Here is a 14,876-nt window from a genome sequence, read left to right on the forward strand (position 1 = left end):
GTCGATATTCATAAAAGTACGATAAACTGAACACAAAGAAATAAATCTGTGGAATAATAACATTATTACTCCTGCCAAAGTTTGTTCCAAAGAGGGATATTCATGCCTAAATTAGATTCTGTAGCAGCAAGCTACTTAGAAAGTTTGAACCGCCATCAAATGTTATTTGAAACGATGGATACATATCACCCAGAAGTGATGCAATTACTTGAAGCATGTCACAGCGCTTTGCAAGCAGGTGGTAAGGTAATTTGGTTTGGTAATGGCGGAAGTGCGGCTGATGCACAGCATTTAGCTGCTGAGTTTGTTGTACGTTACAAATTGGAGCGCGGTCCACTTGCTTCTATCGCATTGACAACAGATACCTCAATTTTAACCGCTCACAGTAACGACTATCATTTTGATACTGTATTTGAGCGCCAAGTGCAGGCGTTATGTAAACCTGAAGATTTAGTGATTGGCTTAACCACCTCTGGTACTAGCCCTAACATCAACCTCGCACTGGCTGCAGCAAATGAAATTGGCGCTTTTACGGTGGCATTAACAGGCCGAGATGGCGGTAAAGTAAAAGATATCGCTAAGCTACCGATTATCATTAAAAATGATGAAACAGCGCGTATCCAAGAGGCGCATATGTTCATCGGACATTGGCTATGCGAAGCCATCGATATGGTTGTTGCGGAGCAAAAGTAATGGATTTAGCGTTACTAAAAAACCTTTCAAAGGCACGTATTTTGGTCGTTGGTGATGTCATGCTAGATAGATATTGGCATGGCGATTCAGGACGTATTTCGCCTGAAGCCCCAGTACCTGTTGTTAAAGTCAGTAAATTTGAAGACAAAGCTGGTGGTGCAGCAAACGTAGCAAAAAATATTGCTCGTTTAGATGGTAGAGTGGGCCTACTAGGATTAATTGGTGAAGATGAAAGTGGGCAAATCCTCGAAACAATTTTAAGTTCAGAGAAAATTGATTCGCAATTAGTGAGTGTTTGCGATTTACCGACTATTTCTAAAATGCGAGTAATCAGCCGTCATCAGCAAGTTGTTCGATTAGACCTTGAAGAAAGCTTTACTGAGCAACACAGCCAATTGTTATTAAACCGTTTAGAGCTGGTTTTAGATGACTACGATTTTGTGTTGTTTTCTGACTACAACAAAGGCTCTCTGAGCTTAATTCAACAAATGGTTCAGGTTGCAAAGAAAGCAGGTAAAACAGTTCTTATTGATCCTAAATCATCTGATTTAAACTTATACCGTGGTGCCGATTACATAACCCCTAACTTAAACGAATTTAAGCTTGCTGGTGGTTTGACGGACTCTGAGCAAAACTTGACTGACAGCGCACGTAAGCTAATCACTGAAGCGGGCATCGCTGCGATGCTATTAACGCGCTCAGAGCAGGGTATGTCGTTAATCAGCCAAGCAGAAAAACATGATTTTGCGGCCCAGCAGCTTGAAGTCAGCGATGTTACTGGCGCCGGCGATACAGTAATCGCGACGCTTGCCGTGATGCTTGGTGCGGGTATGGCAGCAAAAGATGCGGTTGAAATTGCCAACCTTGCTGCCGGAATTGCGGTGAGTAAACTGGGTGCCGCAACCGTGTCGCCAGAAGAGTTGAGCCGTAAGCTTGGTCAATATTTGCAGCAAACTGGCGAGCATTACCAAACGCCGTTTGAAGATGTGCTTCAGCATATTGAGTTTGCTAAGCAAAATGGTGAAAAAATAGTTTTCACTAATGGCTGCTTTGATATTCTTCACGCAGGCCATGTACGCTATCTTGCTCAGGCTAAAGCTCGTGGCGATAGACTTGTTGTTGGCTTAAATAATGATGAATCAATCACTCGCTTGAAAGGTCCAGAAAGACCGATTAATCCATTGGATGAACGTGCCATGGTATTAAGTGCACTGGCGTCAGTTGACTGGGTTATTCCATTTGGCAGTATTGAAGAAAATGACACGCCAGCTAAGCTTATTGAGCAAATTAGCCCTGATGTATTAGTAAAAGGCGGCGATTATACCGTTGACCAAATTGCCGGTGCAGATCATGTATTACGCCATGGCGGCAAAGTCGAAGTACTTGAGTTTCTTAATGGTTGCTCAACATCAAACGTTATTAGCAAAATCAAAAGTTAATAAAAAAGCCAACATGTGTTGGCTTTTTTGATTCTAAAAGTTCATTTCATATTTCATAAATGCGGAGGTTTCAGTGTCTGATTCCCCCATTGATTTATTTTTAGCAGCCAGGGCACCGAAAGAGATTCTTCCTTGTAATGCTAACATTCTGTAGCGCAGTTCTAGTTGTGTGCTATCAATGGCATTTTTAGTGATTGTATGCCCTAAATCTGGGTTGCTAGGGTATCTATCAACGTTATCTTTGTTGTAATCAACCTGACGCAGTTTAACTTGCCAATCGTTACCATTTCTATGTTGCCCAAGCACTGTGAGTACAAGGGATTCTGTGTCGTTATCAAAAGTAGAACCAATCGTTCTTCCTTGGTAGCGATAACCAGAATTATATTTACCATGCTCGTAATAGCAGTTATATGAGATCACAGCACCAGGCACAGATTCATCACCAGAGCATGAAACTACAGTATCAATGTATTCAATGTTTACTTTGATATTTTGCTCTGCAAATGGAATTATTGTTTCTACACCCGCTAAATACGCTCTGTCTGCGGGCTTAAAGTAGCTACTAGCATCTTCGCCAATTGTACTTACATAAATAGCGTACGGGTATGAATAGAGAGTATCTGACCAGCGTAAATCAATACCTGCAAGTTGGTTGCCTAATTTTGACTTCTCAGCTTCAGTACAGTCTTGCGACCCATCAGGGCAAGTACTTTTACCTGAAACCATATCAAAAAATTCTGAGATAGATTGTGGTTCACCATCCCCGCCCCATTGTGCAGACCAGCTTAGAGCAACCTCAAGTTGCTGAATTGGTCTAAAGTTCACTCGGCTACTCCAAAGTAGCGCATCAGGGACTGCTCGGGTAGATTCAAGCTTAGCCATTTGAGTTGTTAAGCTCCAAGGACCAATCCAACTCAACCAAGCTGATTCAAAAGCGGTGGCTTTTTCACGACTAATGCTGAAAGCTTGTAAAGGTTTACTATTCGCTGTGAGAATTAGACTGTTGTCAACACCTGGTCCCCAGAATTGTTCAACTGCACCTGCACGAAAGACCCAATTGCCAATTTTATAGGCAAGGTAACTATGGTCAAAAGTAATATCATCACAATCAGTAAGAGCTTGATGATCTTCAGCTATGTCTGATTGTTCCATGCCCTCTTGGTAGCATTTTCTACCATCAGAACGATAATTAACTGCTAGTTTACCTGCTAAACTTTCACCTAAATAACTATAAGCGACGGTCGCTTCTGATTTTTGTGTGTTGGTGGCGCCAAAACTCGTGGCTGGTAATGTATCTGTTGATAGAAAAACTTCGCTATGGAAGTTGTGCTGTTCGGTATTTTCGGCTTTATATCTGCGCTTTACACGAAGTAAAGCATCTTGAACAAAACTAGGTAATTGCTCTAGTGTGGTGTCATTTAATTCATCAATAAAACTATTCCACATTAGCGGGTATGTAGTTACAGGGGCTTTAATCACTCCTGTATCCGCTAATAATTGAATGTCGGCTCTTAAGCCATAATCGTCTGGTTTAACCCAAGGTTCAGCAGCTAGAGGTAGACTAAATGCGCTAGCAAGAGCGAGTAATAAAAGTGTTTTTTTAGGCAATGCTTAATTCTCGGTTTGTTTTTTGGGACTAGAAGTCTACCAACCCTACATGATGATTGCAGTAAATAATTCACAACGAGCAATTCGTCTAGGTATCGTAAAAGGAACTCAATTTGATGTATAATCTGGCAAATTTTATAATTTAAAGTGTAATGGAAAAAAAACGCCTTTTATTTATCCCCGTGTCATCATCTGAAGGAATAGGTGAATACATGCGTTCGTTATCATTTGCTCATTATTTAGATGAGAATTTTCCCGATCGTTTAGACATCCACTTTTTATTAAATAAACATACAAATTACGCCCTTGATTGCCCATTTGATACAACACTGATAGAGCAATCAGCGACAAAAGAAACGCGTAAAGTTAATCAATTAATTGAAACATTAAAGCCTAACTTGGTTGTTTTTGATTGTGCAGGTAGAGCAGCCCAAATGAAAACAGCAAAGCGTGCAGGGGCTAAAGTGGTGTTTATTTCACAGCATAATAAAAAAAGAGCGAAAGGCTTAAAGCTAAATCGTTTAAATTTAATAGATAAACATTGGGTTGCACAACCTGACTATTGTATTGAAAAAATAAGCTTCAGTGAGCGATTAAAGCTTAAGCTCTTCCCTTTGTCACCTCCGGTAAATGTGGGTCCTTTCTTCTCTCAGTCATCAAGTACCGAAACGTATCAATTGTTAGCTCAGTTAAATCTTACGAATGAAGGTTATTTTTTAGTAAATGCTGGGTCAGGTGGGCACGGTGAAAAAAACCAGTTATTTGCTGATATTTTTTATCAAGCAGCGAAGAAAATAGCTGCTGAAACAGGCTTGAAAGGTATCGTTGTTTTTGGTTCTAACTACCCAAACGTTCTACCTAAAGATGATACCCTGATCATTTTAAAAAGTTTACATGCAAGTGAATTTGTTGGTGTATTAGCACATGCTAAATTTGCAGTGTTATCAGCAGGGGACAGTTTATTACAAGCTATTTCACTCAAAGTCCCCACTGTTGCTGCAGCAATTTCCAAGGACCAACCGAAACGTTTGCAAAACTGTGTTGAAAGTAACTTAACTTTAGCCGCAGATCCAACGTTAGACAGTTTAAGTGACGCTGTTAAACGATTACTGGAACCTGCAACTTATCAAGCAACTAAAAACGTTTTGGCGAAAATAAAACCGCATAATGCCAAGAAAGAAATGCTGCAAGGCGTGTCTGAGTTATTGTTTGGGGTTTCTAAATGAAGGTTGCCATAGTTATTGATTCTTTGGTTGGCGGTGGGGCTGAGAAAGTGATGCTGACGCTGGCTGGCGAGCTTTTGGCTCAACAACATGAAGTTGTCATTCTTAGTTTAGCGAATTCGATTGAATATACCTTACCATCACAACTAAATGTTGAATGTTTGTTTGACCATAAAGCAAAAAAAGTTGATAGGTTCTGGCAACTAAAAAAAAGCGTAAAACGTATCGAAAATTGGTTTGCACAATACCAATCTAAAAACGGGGAATTTGATCTCGTTTTATCAAATTTAGATCGCAGTAATAATTTGCTAATTTGCAGTACTATTAAACATGTTTTCTATGTCATTCATAACTCAATTACGGCTGAGTTAAATAGACAAAAGAAACTTGGACCATTTGCTTATCAATATTTACTGAAAAGTAAAAAGCGCTTGTCAGGACAAAACTTAATTTGTGTTTCTGAAGGTATTGAAAGTGAAATTAAGCAGCAAAAGTTGATTGCTCCCCGCAGTATCACAACAATTTTTAACCCGTTTAATGTTCAAAGCATAGTCAAAAAAGCGAGTGAAACTGAGTTAGGATTACCACGTGAGCCCTATATTATTCACGTTGGTCGTTTAGCAAAACAAAAAAGACATGATGTTTTATTTTCAGCATTTGCAAATTTAAATACATCCCATAAGCTTGTTTTATTATGTAATAAAGTTAATAAAGCCGCCAAACTTGGTCGCCAACATGGTATTGAAGATAGGCTTATTTTGCCTGGCTTTCAGCAAAACCCATATGCTTGGATTAAAGGTGCTGATGCTTTGGTACTGAGTTCTGATTATGAAGGATTACCTACTGTTCTCATTGAGGCGCTCATACTGGGTACGCCAGTTGTAAGCACCGATTGTACTCATGGACCAAAAGAAATCTTAACGGGTAGTTTAGCCAAGTATTTAGTTCCTACAAATAACCCAGGGGCTTTAACTCAGGCTATTGAGTCTGTGTTAAACGATAAGCCAGATGTTGTTGATGCAGAAATACTATCACAAATACCATCAACAAAAGTAGCTGAAAGTTATTTAGCATTGGCCCAAAATCGATAATTAGTTCAGCAATGCTTGGTAGTCACACACCAGTGACTGCCAATCACTTTGTTGCCAATGCATCACTTCATTACGGCCTTGCTCTTTTGCAAATGAACGGGCAAGGCGTTTGATATTCTCTGTTTGCCAGCTAGCATGTGGCTGTTTGATTTCACCGCGGTCAAAGTCAATGATAAACACCTTACCTGTATCATCGAACAAGATGTTATTGATGTTTAAATCTGCGTGATAGACGCCATGATTGTGAAACTCGCTGAGAGTGACTGCTATCGCTTTTAGCTCAGACTGGCTAAGTGGACGCGTGATTAAAATATCTAACACGCTTTTGGCGCCTGTTACTGCTTCGGTGATGATATCGCCGCGATAGATTAAGCCATGGGCAGTAACTTTTGCCGCAATTGGTGTCGGCACATTTAGGCCAAGCTCAAGCAAACGCATCATCAGTGTAAATTCTTTATAGACACGAGTTTGCTTCAAACCAACATATAGGTACTGATCGCTCAGTAACTTACCTATTAAACCACCGCGCCAATAGTGACGCAGAACGCCTGTAAGCTGTTGATGTTTAAAAAACCACGCTGTTGCACGACCTTTTTTGGCACCAACGATTTTATCTTGTTGTTGCCAATAATTGGCATCGAACCACTGTTGCGTGAGCTCGTCTTTATAAGCTGGGTGACACAAAAGGGTGGTGTTTTGCAGATGCTGAGTTTCAAACATAACAACTTCAAGATTAAATAAAATTAGCGCTATCTTACCGTATTTTTAGCTTTTCGCATAAGTGCTTGCATTAGCATCAAGTTAATTTAAGATCGCATATTATTTGCTGTAGCTAAGGGCGCACGTGACTCAATCAACCTCCTATTCAGATATTTGTATTTTAAGGCTTTCGGCTATTGGTGATGTATGTCATGCCGTATCAGCAGTGCAAGCAATTCAAAAGGCACATCCGAAGGCAAAAATTACCTGGGTGATTGGTAAAGTTGAGGCTATGTTACTGGCCGATTTACCAGGTGTTGAGTTTGTTGTGTTCGATAAAAAGCAGGGCAAACAGGCTTATCAGCAACTTAAAGACACGTTCAAGGGGCGTAAATTTGATGTGCTATTACATATGCAAGTCGCACTCAGAGCGAATTTAGCAGCCCGCTGTATTCCTGCAAAGGTCAAAGTGGGGTTTGATTGGGCTCGCTCAAAAGAGTTACATAGCTTGTTTATTAATAAGCGTATTGCCCCGCAATCAGAGGCGCATGTATTAGAAGGCTTTAAAGGCTTCGCTCAAGCAATTGGGTCGTCTGATTACAAACCTCAATGGCAAATGCCAATTACTGAGCAGCACCAACAAGCAGCCGATGCGCTATTAGGCGAGGAGCGTTTAGCCGGGCGTATTTTTGTTATCTCGCCTGCGGCAAGTAAAAAAGAGCGAAATTGGTTACCTGAGCGTTATGCTGCACTTGCTGAACACGCTCATCAACAAGGCTTTTCGGTGGTTATTACTGGCGGCCCAACCCCTTTAGAGATTGAACTTGCCGAGCAAATTATCGCGCATTGTTCGGCACCTGTGCTTAACTTAGTAGGGAAAACTCAACTAAAAGAACTGTTATGTGTTTTGAAACGTGCGGCGTTAGTGTTAGCTCCAGATACTGGGCCTGCGCACATGGCCGTAACGGTAGGAACACCTGTTATTGGTTTGTATGCCCACTCAAACCCAAAACGCACAGGGCCTTATTTGTACCAAGGTTATGTTGTTGAGGTTTATCACCAAAACTTACGAGAGCAAACAGGCAAAACGGCGCAACAGCTACCTTGGGGAACACGCGTTAAAGGGGCTGATTTAATGGCGCAAATAAGTGTAGAAAAGGTGATTTCGATGTTTGACCACGTGGTAGATAAAGAGCAATTGTAATGAGCAAAGTTTTATTTTTAGACCGCGATGGTGTGGTCAATATTGATCATGGCTATGTATACAAATCGGAAGAGTTTGAATTTGTACCCGGTGTATTCGAGGCGTGCAAAGCTTTTGCTGATGCTGGTTATAAAATTGTGGTGGTAACTAACCAGTCGGGTATTGGCCGTGGTTATTATTCAGAACAAGATTTTTCCAACCTCACAGAGTGGATGAAGGGCGAGTTTTTAAGTAACGGCGTTACTATTCTTGATGTCTATTTTTGTCCGCATCATCCAAGCAAAGCAGAGCCTGCCTATTTGCAAGAATGTAATTGTCGCAAGCCTGCTCCGGGTATGCTGTTACAAGCCATCGATGAGCATCAAATCGACCCATCACAAAGTATTATGGTCGGTGATAAGCTTGGCGACCTTATTGCTGCTGAAAGAGCTAACATCGCTACCCGTGTTTTAGTTCGCTCAGGGCAAAGTTATGCTGAGTCAACAGAACAACATGCCGATATTGTTTGTGAATCTTTAGCTGATTTACCCAATTTATATTTATAATTTATGAGTAAGACCAGTTTAAGTTCACAAACCCACACCAGTTGAGGGTTTGCGACGAACTGCAAACAGTGCAATTGTTCGTCTAAGCTTTTACAATAGGTGCAAAATTTAAATTCATGCTAATCATTTCTGATTAGGTACAAGAATATGTGGAGATTACAGATGAGAGCATCTGCGTTTTTTAATCAGTTGCAGCAGCAAATTGATGAAGTGAAAGCTGAGGGATTATACAAAAGCGAACGTGTTATCACGTCGCAGCAACAGGCTCAAATTGAAGTTGCCTCTGGCGATAAGGTTATTAACTTTTGTGCTAATAACTACCTTGGCTTAGCAAATAGCCCAGCGTTAATTAAAGCAGCTCAACAAGGCCTTGATGAGCACGGTTTTGGTGTAGCGTCTGTGCGCTTTATTTGTGGTACTCAAGATATTCATAAAACTTTAGAACAAAAGATCTCTGAGTTCTTAGAAACAGAAGACACCATTCTTTACTCATCATGCTTTGATGCAAACGCAGGTTTATTCGAAACAATTCTAGGTCCAGATGATGCGATTATCTCTGATGCACTAAACCATGCTTCGATCATTGATGGTGTACGTCTTTGTAAAGCAAAGCGTTTCCGCTATGCAAATAACGACATGAGTGACCTTGAAAAGCAACTTATTGCTGCTGATGAAGCGGGCGCTAAAACTAAGTTAATCGCTACTGACGGCGTTTTCTCAATGGACGGCGTTATTTGTAACCTTGAAGCGGTTTGTGATCTTGCCGATAAATATGATGCATTAGTGATGGTTGATGACTCTCACGCTGTTGGTTTTGTTGGTGAAAATGGTAAAGGTACGCCGGAGTACTGCGGTGTACTAGACCGTGTTGATATCATCACGGGTACCCTTGGTAAAGCACTTGGTGGCGCATCAGGCGGTTACACATCAGGCAAAAAAGAAATTGTTGAGTGGTTACGCCAGCGTTCTCGTCCTTATCTTTTCTCAAACTCACTTGCACCATCAATTGTTACTGCATCAATTAAAGTACTTGAGATGCTAAGCAATGGCGGCGAGTTACGCGCTAAACTTTGGGATAACGCAAAGTATTTCCGTGAACAAATGGAAGCTGCAGGGTTTACCTGTGCAGGTAAAGACCACGCGATTATCCCTGTCATGTTAGGCGATGCTAAAGTTGCCTCAGCCATGGCTGACAAATTACTTGCTGAAGGTATTTACGTAACAGGTTTCTCATTCCCAGTAGTACCTAAAGGCCAAGCACGTATCCGTACGCAAATTTCTGCGGCGCATACAAAAGAGCAATTAGATACCGCTATTGCTGCCTTTACCCGTATTGGTAAAGAAATGGGTGTTATCTAATTTTATTTCCTAAACCGAAGCTTTTGCTTCGGTTTTGTTTAATTGAGTATAAATCATGAAAGCATTATCTAAATTAAAAGCAGAACCAGGGATCTGGATGACTGATGCACCAAAGCCTGAAGTTGGCCATAACGATCTGCTTATTAAAATCCGCAAAACAGCAATTTGTGGAACAGATGTCCATATTTATAAATGGGATGAGTGGGCACAAAATACAATTCCTACGCCAATGGTTGTTGGTCACGAATATGTAGGTGAAGTGGTCGATATGGGTCAGGAAGTACGTGGTTTCCAAGTTGGCGACCGTGTTTCTGGCGAAGGCCATATTACCTGTGGTCACTGTCGTAACTGTCGCGCCGGTCGTGTGCACTTATGCCGTAATACAACAGGTGTTGGTGTAAACCGTGAAGGTGCATTTGCTGAATACCTTGTGATCCCAGCTTTCAACGCATTTAAAATTCCAGATAACATTCCTGATGAACTAGCATCAATCTTTGACCCATTCGGTAATGCAGTACACACAGCGTTGTCGTTTGACTTAGTCGGTGAAGACGTATTAATCACAGGTGCTGGCCCAATTGGTATCATGGCAGCTGCTGTTGCCAAACACGTGGGTGCACGTCATGTGGTTATCACCGATGTGAACGAATACCGTCTAGATTTAGCGCGTAAAATGGGCGCGACTCGTGCTGTAAACGTAGCAACTGAAAAGCTTGAAGATGTAATGAAAGAGCTTGGCATGACTGAAGGCTTTGATATTGGTCTTGAAATGTCAGGTGTGCCAGTAGCATTTAACAGCATGCTAAACAACATGAATCACGGTGGTAAAATTGCCATGTTAGGTATTCCACCTTCAGATATGGCGGTTGATTGGAACCAGGTTATTTTCAAAGGTCTAATCATTAAAGGGATTTATGGCCGTGAAATGTTTGAAACTTGGTACAAGATGGCGAGTCTAATTCAGTCAGGCCTTGATCTGAAACCAATTATCACTCACCAGTTCTCTGTGGATGACTTCCAAGCAGGCTTTGATACAATGATTTCAGGCCAATCAGGTAAAGTAATCCTCAACTGGGATTAACACCGAGTAATTTTATAAGGCGGCTTTGGCCGCCTTTTTAGTTTAGAGAGTACTATGTCGTATAAACATATTTCAGTGAGCGAAACATTTGCGCTGTTAGATAAAGAAGAGGTTGTGATTGCTGATATTCGCGATCCTAACTCATTTCAAACGGGTCATATCCCAGGTGCTGAGCATTTATCAAATGCCAACATCAGCGAATTTATGATGCATAAAGAGTTTGACCAGCCAATCATCATCGTTTGTTATCATGGTGTGAGCTCTCAAGGTGCTGCTAGCTATTTAGTTGAGCAGGGGTTTGAAGACGTATACAGCATGGATGGTGGCTTTACAGCTTGGCAAGCGCAACTTCCGGAGCATATTGAACGATGATTGAGTTGGGTAGCATAAATAATCCTCGCGCCGCACAAGGCTTTATAGATTACATAAAAAGTAAGGGCTTACATGGAGAGCTGCGCTCGCAAGATGGACAAACTGTGATTATTTGTGTTGCTCCAGAGCACTTTCATCAAGCCCAATCTCTTTGGCAGGAGTTTGCTGCTAACCCTCATGACGAAAAATACCAACAAGCTTCATGGCAGGTAGGCAGTACACAATCGCCTCTGTCATATCAAGGGCAATCCCTTAATTTAAAAGCTCGCTTTAAGGCATTAAGCTGGCTAAACCGTACAGTTACTCTAGTCTCGATAGCTATATTTATTGCCTTCTTATTAGGTGGTTTTGAAACTATTTACAGTATGTTGCAGTTCAACCCTGCACAGCCACTAACTTGGTTTACACCTGCCATTGTGCATTTTAGCGCTATTCATCTTATTTTTAATTTGATCTGGTGGATGACGCTGGGTAACGATATAGAAAAACGCAGTGGCAAATTAACCTTAGTGGGTTTATTTTTAGTGACGGCATTCATTAGTAACTGGGCACAGTTTTTAGTAGTTGGGCCTAACTTTGGTGGTCTAAGCGGCGTTGTGTATGGTTTACTGGGTTTTTGTTGGATCTACAGCGTAATGAGGCCAACAGAGCCGCCACTAGTAAGTAATAGCATTGTCGGTTTTATGCTGGTATGGCTTATTCTAGGCTTTGTAGATATGTTGCCTGTGAGTATGGCGAACTGGGCGCATTTAGCGGGGTTATTGGCTGGTATGGCTTATGCCGTGTCAGACAAGCTGCTTTCACGCAAATAATCGCGTAAATAAAAGTGGCGGCTAATGCCGCCATCTTACAATTAATGATATAAATACTTAGTAAATAACACTTCTCGGACAATCTCTTGTCCTGTTTCTTGTTTTAGTAGTGCTTTTAGCTTTTCGGTGCAGCGCTTTCTTATTTCTTCGCGGCCGGTAAGCGATTTAATGTTTTCTTCAGGCTCTTTTGAGAGTATTTCAACAATCGCATCACGCAATAGTGGAGTGTGATGTTCTACGATTGCGATATCAGATAGATCATTGAGCATGAGATCCACCGTAATACGAACATAGCCAAGTTTTTTATTACCTTGACCTATGTAGTTAGTGATGATGTCAGGCTCAAAACCAAAGTAGCCAACATTTGATTCAGCGCGAACAGACCAACTTGTTGCAGTAACAAGTAGCATGCTTATCAAGTAAATTGATAACAATGATTTTTTCATAGTTAAGAATATTCCACCCTTTCAATGATTTTTAGTCTATACCCAAATTCACTTAAGATACAGGCTGTTCTGCGTTTTTTAACCCAGCTTGAGATTAAATCATGACTTTTGCCAAACGTGCAGCAGTGATATCATTTGCACGGTTTTTAAAAATAATGAGTCGTTGTGATCACATTCCCAGTTTCATTAGCTGCAAATTGGCAGCCTGCTTCAGCATTTCCAGATTTGACGCAACAACAGCAAAGTTGGTTGCTTGAAGCTGGGTCATTAACAGCTAAGCTTAAAAGTCACTGTCAGGTCTTTTCAGTTAAAGTTTTAAACGAAGCACCTTTTGACTTAACCCGCGAGCAACAAGCATTACTCAATACCTCTTTAAGTCAGGCATTAAATCGCGAAGTGTTACTACTATGCGATGGTAAACCAATGGTTTATGCACAAAGCTGGTTGCCGGCAGATGATACATTAAAAAAGCAGCAGTTACTAAGTATGGGGACAAGGCCGCTGGGCGATGTTATTTTTCAAGACCCAAACTTATCGCGCACTGAAATAGAAGTTGCTGAGTTTTCACAGCAGCACGCTATTCAAGCTTTAATAGCTGAAATAGGCTACTCTTCACAAGCACTGTGGGGAAGACGCAGTGTATTTAGCTTATCTAATGCTCATTTTCTCGTGGCTGAAGTATTCTTACCTGGAGCGTATATCTACCTATGAAGCTAGCTGCACTTAAGGTCGCACATATAGCTTACTATAAGCAATTAATGCGTACCGATAAGCCAATAGGCACTTTATTATTATTGTGGCCTACTTACTGGGCGCTATGGCTTGCCGAGCTTGGCACGCCTAGCTTATTAAATTTTGTGGTATTTAGTTTGGGTGTCTTTGTGATGCGCAGTGCTGGGTGTGTAATTAATGACTTTGCCGATCGTAAAATTGATGGCTCAGTTAAGCGCACAGCCCAGCGACCGCTAGCAGCAGGTTTGGTATCAAGTGGTGAGGCTCTGAGCTTATTTGTACTGCTCATTGTGGTGGCGTTTGGCTTAGTGTTAACACTTGGATGGTCAACGATTTTACTATCGTTTGGTGCTTTAGCACTGGCGTTCTGTTATCCATTTATGAAGCGCTACACCCAGCTGCCGCAAGTTGTACTTGGCGCGGCATTCAGTTGGGCTATTCCAATGGCCTATATGGCATCAATTGGCTCAGTACCATTAGAAGCCTGGCTCCTATTTATCGCGAATCTTGTTTGGACTGTGGCTTATGACACCATGTATGCCATGGTTGATAGAGATGATGACTTAAAGATTGGCATTAAATCGACAGCAATCTTGTTTGCCAGCTATGACAGACATATCATCTTTTTACTCAATGCCTTATTTATTGCGATTCTTGCTTACATAGGTATGAGTCATCAGCTTGGCTTGCCATATTGGCTGGGCTTAGCTGCAGCGGTTGGTTTTTTACTTTATCAACAAACGCTTATTCATAAACGAGAGCGAGAGCCTTGCTTCAAAGCATTTTTGAATAATCACTATGTGGGGTTAGTGATTTTTATCGGTTTAGCAGCATCCTTGCCACTGTCCTTTTAATTATCTTGGTGGGTCGATAATACCGCTGATTGAGGCATTTTTTCTGAACCAACCCGCAATTGAGTAGCGTACATCGTTTGCGGGTAATACTTCATGCATAAAGCGTTCGCTTTCAAACATCACCAATAAGCCCGCTTGAGGTTTAATGACTATTTCAATCTCTTTACTCTTTGGTTTGTAGATCACCAATTCACCGCCAGATTCTGGCGTATTTAAGTAACAAACCGTTGTAAAAATGCGATTAGAACGGCCTTTGAAGGCATCATAGTGCTTTTTATAAAAGTCACCTTGTTGATACTTTGCATAATGGCATTCATAGTCAAATAAGCCTAAATAAAAGCCACGGTTTAACTGTGTCTTTATTGCTTCCATGGTCGCCAGATAAGTAATTTGTGCTTGGCTTGAGCTATCAAACCAAAAGGTTTTATCTTTACGCACAGTTTTATCTATTTGTTGGTCGTTTAATCGGCCAATACCTGCGGTATGAAAATGCGGATTAATGCGATAGCAATCGGCAATTAAATCAGCAATTAAGCTTTCATTAATCGCGTTTTCAACAACAGCATAACCAGTACGTTCAATAGCATCTAAGTATGTGTCGGTAATAAGCGGTGCGGTCATTCATGTGCACAATCAAAAAAAGGTGCGTAAGTGTATATGAAAAATTGTGTGATGCACGCTTTTTATGCAGTAAAAATGAAGAAATAAAAAAAGATTG

The 14,876-nt window shown here is 41.1% G+C and carries 16 protein-coding genes; 12 read left to right on the forward strand and 4 right to left on the reverse strand.

The window, feature by feature from the left end:
- The first annotated feature begins 102 nt into the window (after positions 1-102).
- Both BIZ38_RS05865 and hldE read left to right on the forward strand, forming a co-directional pair.
- Positions 103-693: an SIS domain-containing protein gene (locus tag BIZ38_RS05865; RefSeq protein WP_187489823.1), complete on the forward strand. Its 591-nt coding sequence runs from the start codon at positions 103-105 to the stop codon at positions 691-693.
- Complete coding sequence (gene hldE / locus BIZ38_RS05870) at positions 693-2,132, forward strand: bifunctional D-glycero-beta-D-manno-heptose-7-phosphate kinase/D-glycero-beta-D-manno-heptose 1-phosphate adenylyltransferase HldE (RefSeq protein ID WP_187489824.1); 1,440 nt, start codon at positions 693-695, stop codon at positions 2,130-2,132. Before BIZ38_RS05865 ends, hldE begins: the two co-directional genes overlap by 1 nt.
- 33 nt (positions 2,133-2,165) lie before the next feature.
- Here hldE and BIZ38_RS05875 read toward each other — a convergent pair whose 3' ends face one another.
- Positions 2,166-3,740 carry a capsule assembly Wzi family protein gene (locus BIZ38_RS05875; protein WP_187489825.1) on the reverse strand — a complete coding sequence of 525 codons (1,575 nt, stop codon included), beginning with the start codon at positions 3,738-3,740 and terminating at the stop codon, positions 2,166-2,168.
- Between the two features lie 212 nt (positions 3,741-3,952).
- Between BIZ38_RS05875 and BIZ38_RS05880 the strand changes: the two genes are divergently transcribed.
- Both BIZ38_RS05880 and BIZ38_RS05885 read left to right on the forward strand, forming a co-directional pair.
- Positions 3,953-4,966, forward strand: a complete 1,014-nt coding sequence (locus BIZ38_RS05880; RefSeq protein ID WP_262387561.1) for a glycosyltransferase family 1 protein — start codon at positions 3,953-3,955, stop codon at positions 4,964-4,966.
- A complete protein-coding gene (locus tag BIZ38_RS05885; RefSeq protein ID WP_187489827.1) occupies positions 4,963-6,054 on the forward strand; it encodes a glycosyltransferase in 1,092 nt (363 codons plus the stop codon). Before BIZ38_RS05880 ends, BIZ38_RS05885 begins: the two co-directional genes overlap by 4 nt.
- On the opposite strand, the gene BIZ38_RS05890 is transcribed toward BIZ38_RS05885, so the two are convergent.
- Positions 6,055-6,774, reverse strand: a complete 720-nt coding sequence (locus BIZ38_RS05890) for a 3-deoxy-D-manno-octulosonic acid kinase (protein ID WP_187489828.1) — start codon at positions 6,772-6,774, stop codon at positions 6,055-6,057. It abuts the gene before it with no gap.
- A gap of 124 nt (positions 6,775-6,898) precedes the next feature.
- Between BIZ38_RS05890 and BIZ38_RS05895 the strand changes: the two genes are divergently transcribed.
- The 6 genes from BIZ38_RS05895 (at position 6,899) to glpG (ending at position 12,126) form a co-directional block, all read left to right on the forward strand.
- Entirely contained in the window at positions 6,899-7,957 is a 1,059-nt protein-coding gene (locus BIZ38_RS05895; RefSeq protein WP_187489829.1) for a glycosyltransferase family 9 protein, read from the forward strand.
- Positions 7,957-8,502: a D-glycero-beta-D-manno-heptose 1,7-bisphosphate 7-phosphatase gene (gene gmhB / locus BIZ38_RS05900; protein ID WP_187489830.1), complete on the forward strand. Its 546-nt coding sequence runs from the start codon at positions 7,957-7,959 to the stop codon at positions 8,500-8,502. The genes BIZ38_RS05895 and gmhB overlap by 1 nt, the downstream gene beginning before the upstream one ends.
- 162 nt (positions 8,503-8,664) lie before the next feature.
- Positions 8,665-9,861: a glycine C-acetyltransferase gene (locus BIZ38_RS05905; RefSeq protein WP_138599652.1), complete on the forward strand. Its 1,197-nt coding sequence runs from the start codon at positions 8,665-8,667 to the stop codon at positions 9,859-9,861.
- Positions 9,862-9,916: 55 nt separating this feature from the next.
- Positions 9,917-10,942: an L-threonine 3-dehydrogenase gene (tdh, locus tag BIZ38_RS05910; RefSeq protein ID WP_054551064.1), complete on the forward strand. Its 1,026-nt coding sequence runs from the start codon at positions 9,917-9,919 to the stop codon at positions 10,940-10,942.
- Between the two features lie 54 nt (positions 10,943-10,996).
- The gene (glpE, locus tag BIZ38_RS05915; protein WP_054551065.1) at positions 10,997-11,314 is read left to right on the forward strand and encodes a thiosulfate sulfurtransferase GlpE; all 318 of its coding nucleotides are present in this window, start codon (positions 10,997-10,999) and stop codon (positions 11,312-11,314) included.
- Complete coding sequence (gene glpG, locus BIZ38_RS05920) at positions 11,311-12,126, forward strand: rhomboid family intramembrane serine protease GlpG (protein WP_054551066.1); 816 nt, start codon at positions 11,311-11,313, stop codon at positions 12,124-12,126. Before glpE ends, glpG begins: the two co-directional genes overlap by 4 nt.
- Positions 12,127-12,167: 41 nt before the next feature.
- Here the strand turns inward: glpG and BIZ38_RS05925 are convergent, their stop codons facing one another.
- Positions 12,168-12,536, reverse strand: a complete 369-nt coding sequence (locus BIZ38_RS05925; protein WP_371351978.1) for a flagellar basal body-associated protein FliL — start codon at positions 12,534-12,536, stop codon at positions 12,168-12,170.
- Positions 12,537-12,737: 201 nt separating this feature from the next.
- Here BIZ38_RS05925 and BIZ38_RS05930 point away from each other — a divergent pair, with 201 nt between their 5' ends.
- Positions 12,738-13,283 carry a chorismate--pyruvate lyase family protein gene (locus BIZ38_RS05930; RefSeq protein WP_187489831.1) on the forward strand — a complete coding sequence of 182 codons (546 nt, stop codon included), beginning with the start codon at positions 12,738-12,740 and terminating at the stop codon, positions 13,281-13,283.
- Positions 13,280-14,158 carry a 4-hydroxybenzoate octaprenyltransferase gene (ubiA, locus tag BIZ38_RS05935; protein ID WP_187489832.1) on the forward strand — a complete coding sequence of 293 codons (879 nt, stop codon included), beginning with the start codon at positions 13,280-13,282 and terminating at the stop codon, positions 14,156-14,158. The genes BIZ38_RS05930 and ubiA overlap by 4 nt, the downstream gene beginning before the upstream one ends.
- Here the strand turns inward: ubiA and BIZ38_RS05940 are convergent, their stop codons facing one another.
- Positions 14,159-14,779 (reverse strand): 2OG-Fe(II) oxygenase, encoded by a 621-nt coding sequence (locus BIZ38_RS05940; RefSeq protein ID WP_054551070.1) that lies wholly within the window; start codon positions 14,777-14,779, stop codon positions 14,159-14,161.
- Positions 14,780-14,876 lie beyond the last annotated feature (97 nt).

The organism is Pseudoalteromonas sp. BZK2, assembly GCF_014349195.1.
In the GTDB taxonomy this organism is placed as follows: domain Bacteria; phylum Pseudomonadota; class Gammaproteobacteria; order Enterobacterales; family Alteromonadaceae; genus Pseudoalteromonas; species Pseudoalteromonas simplex.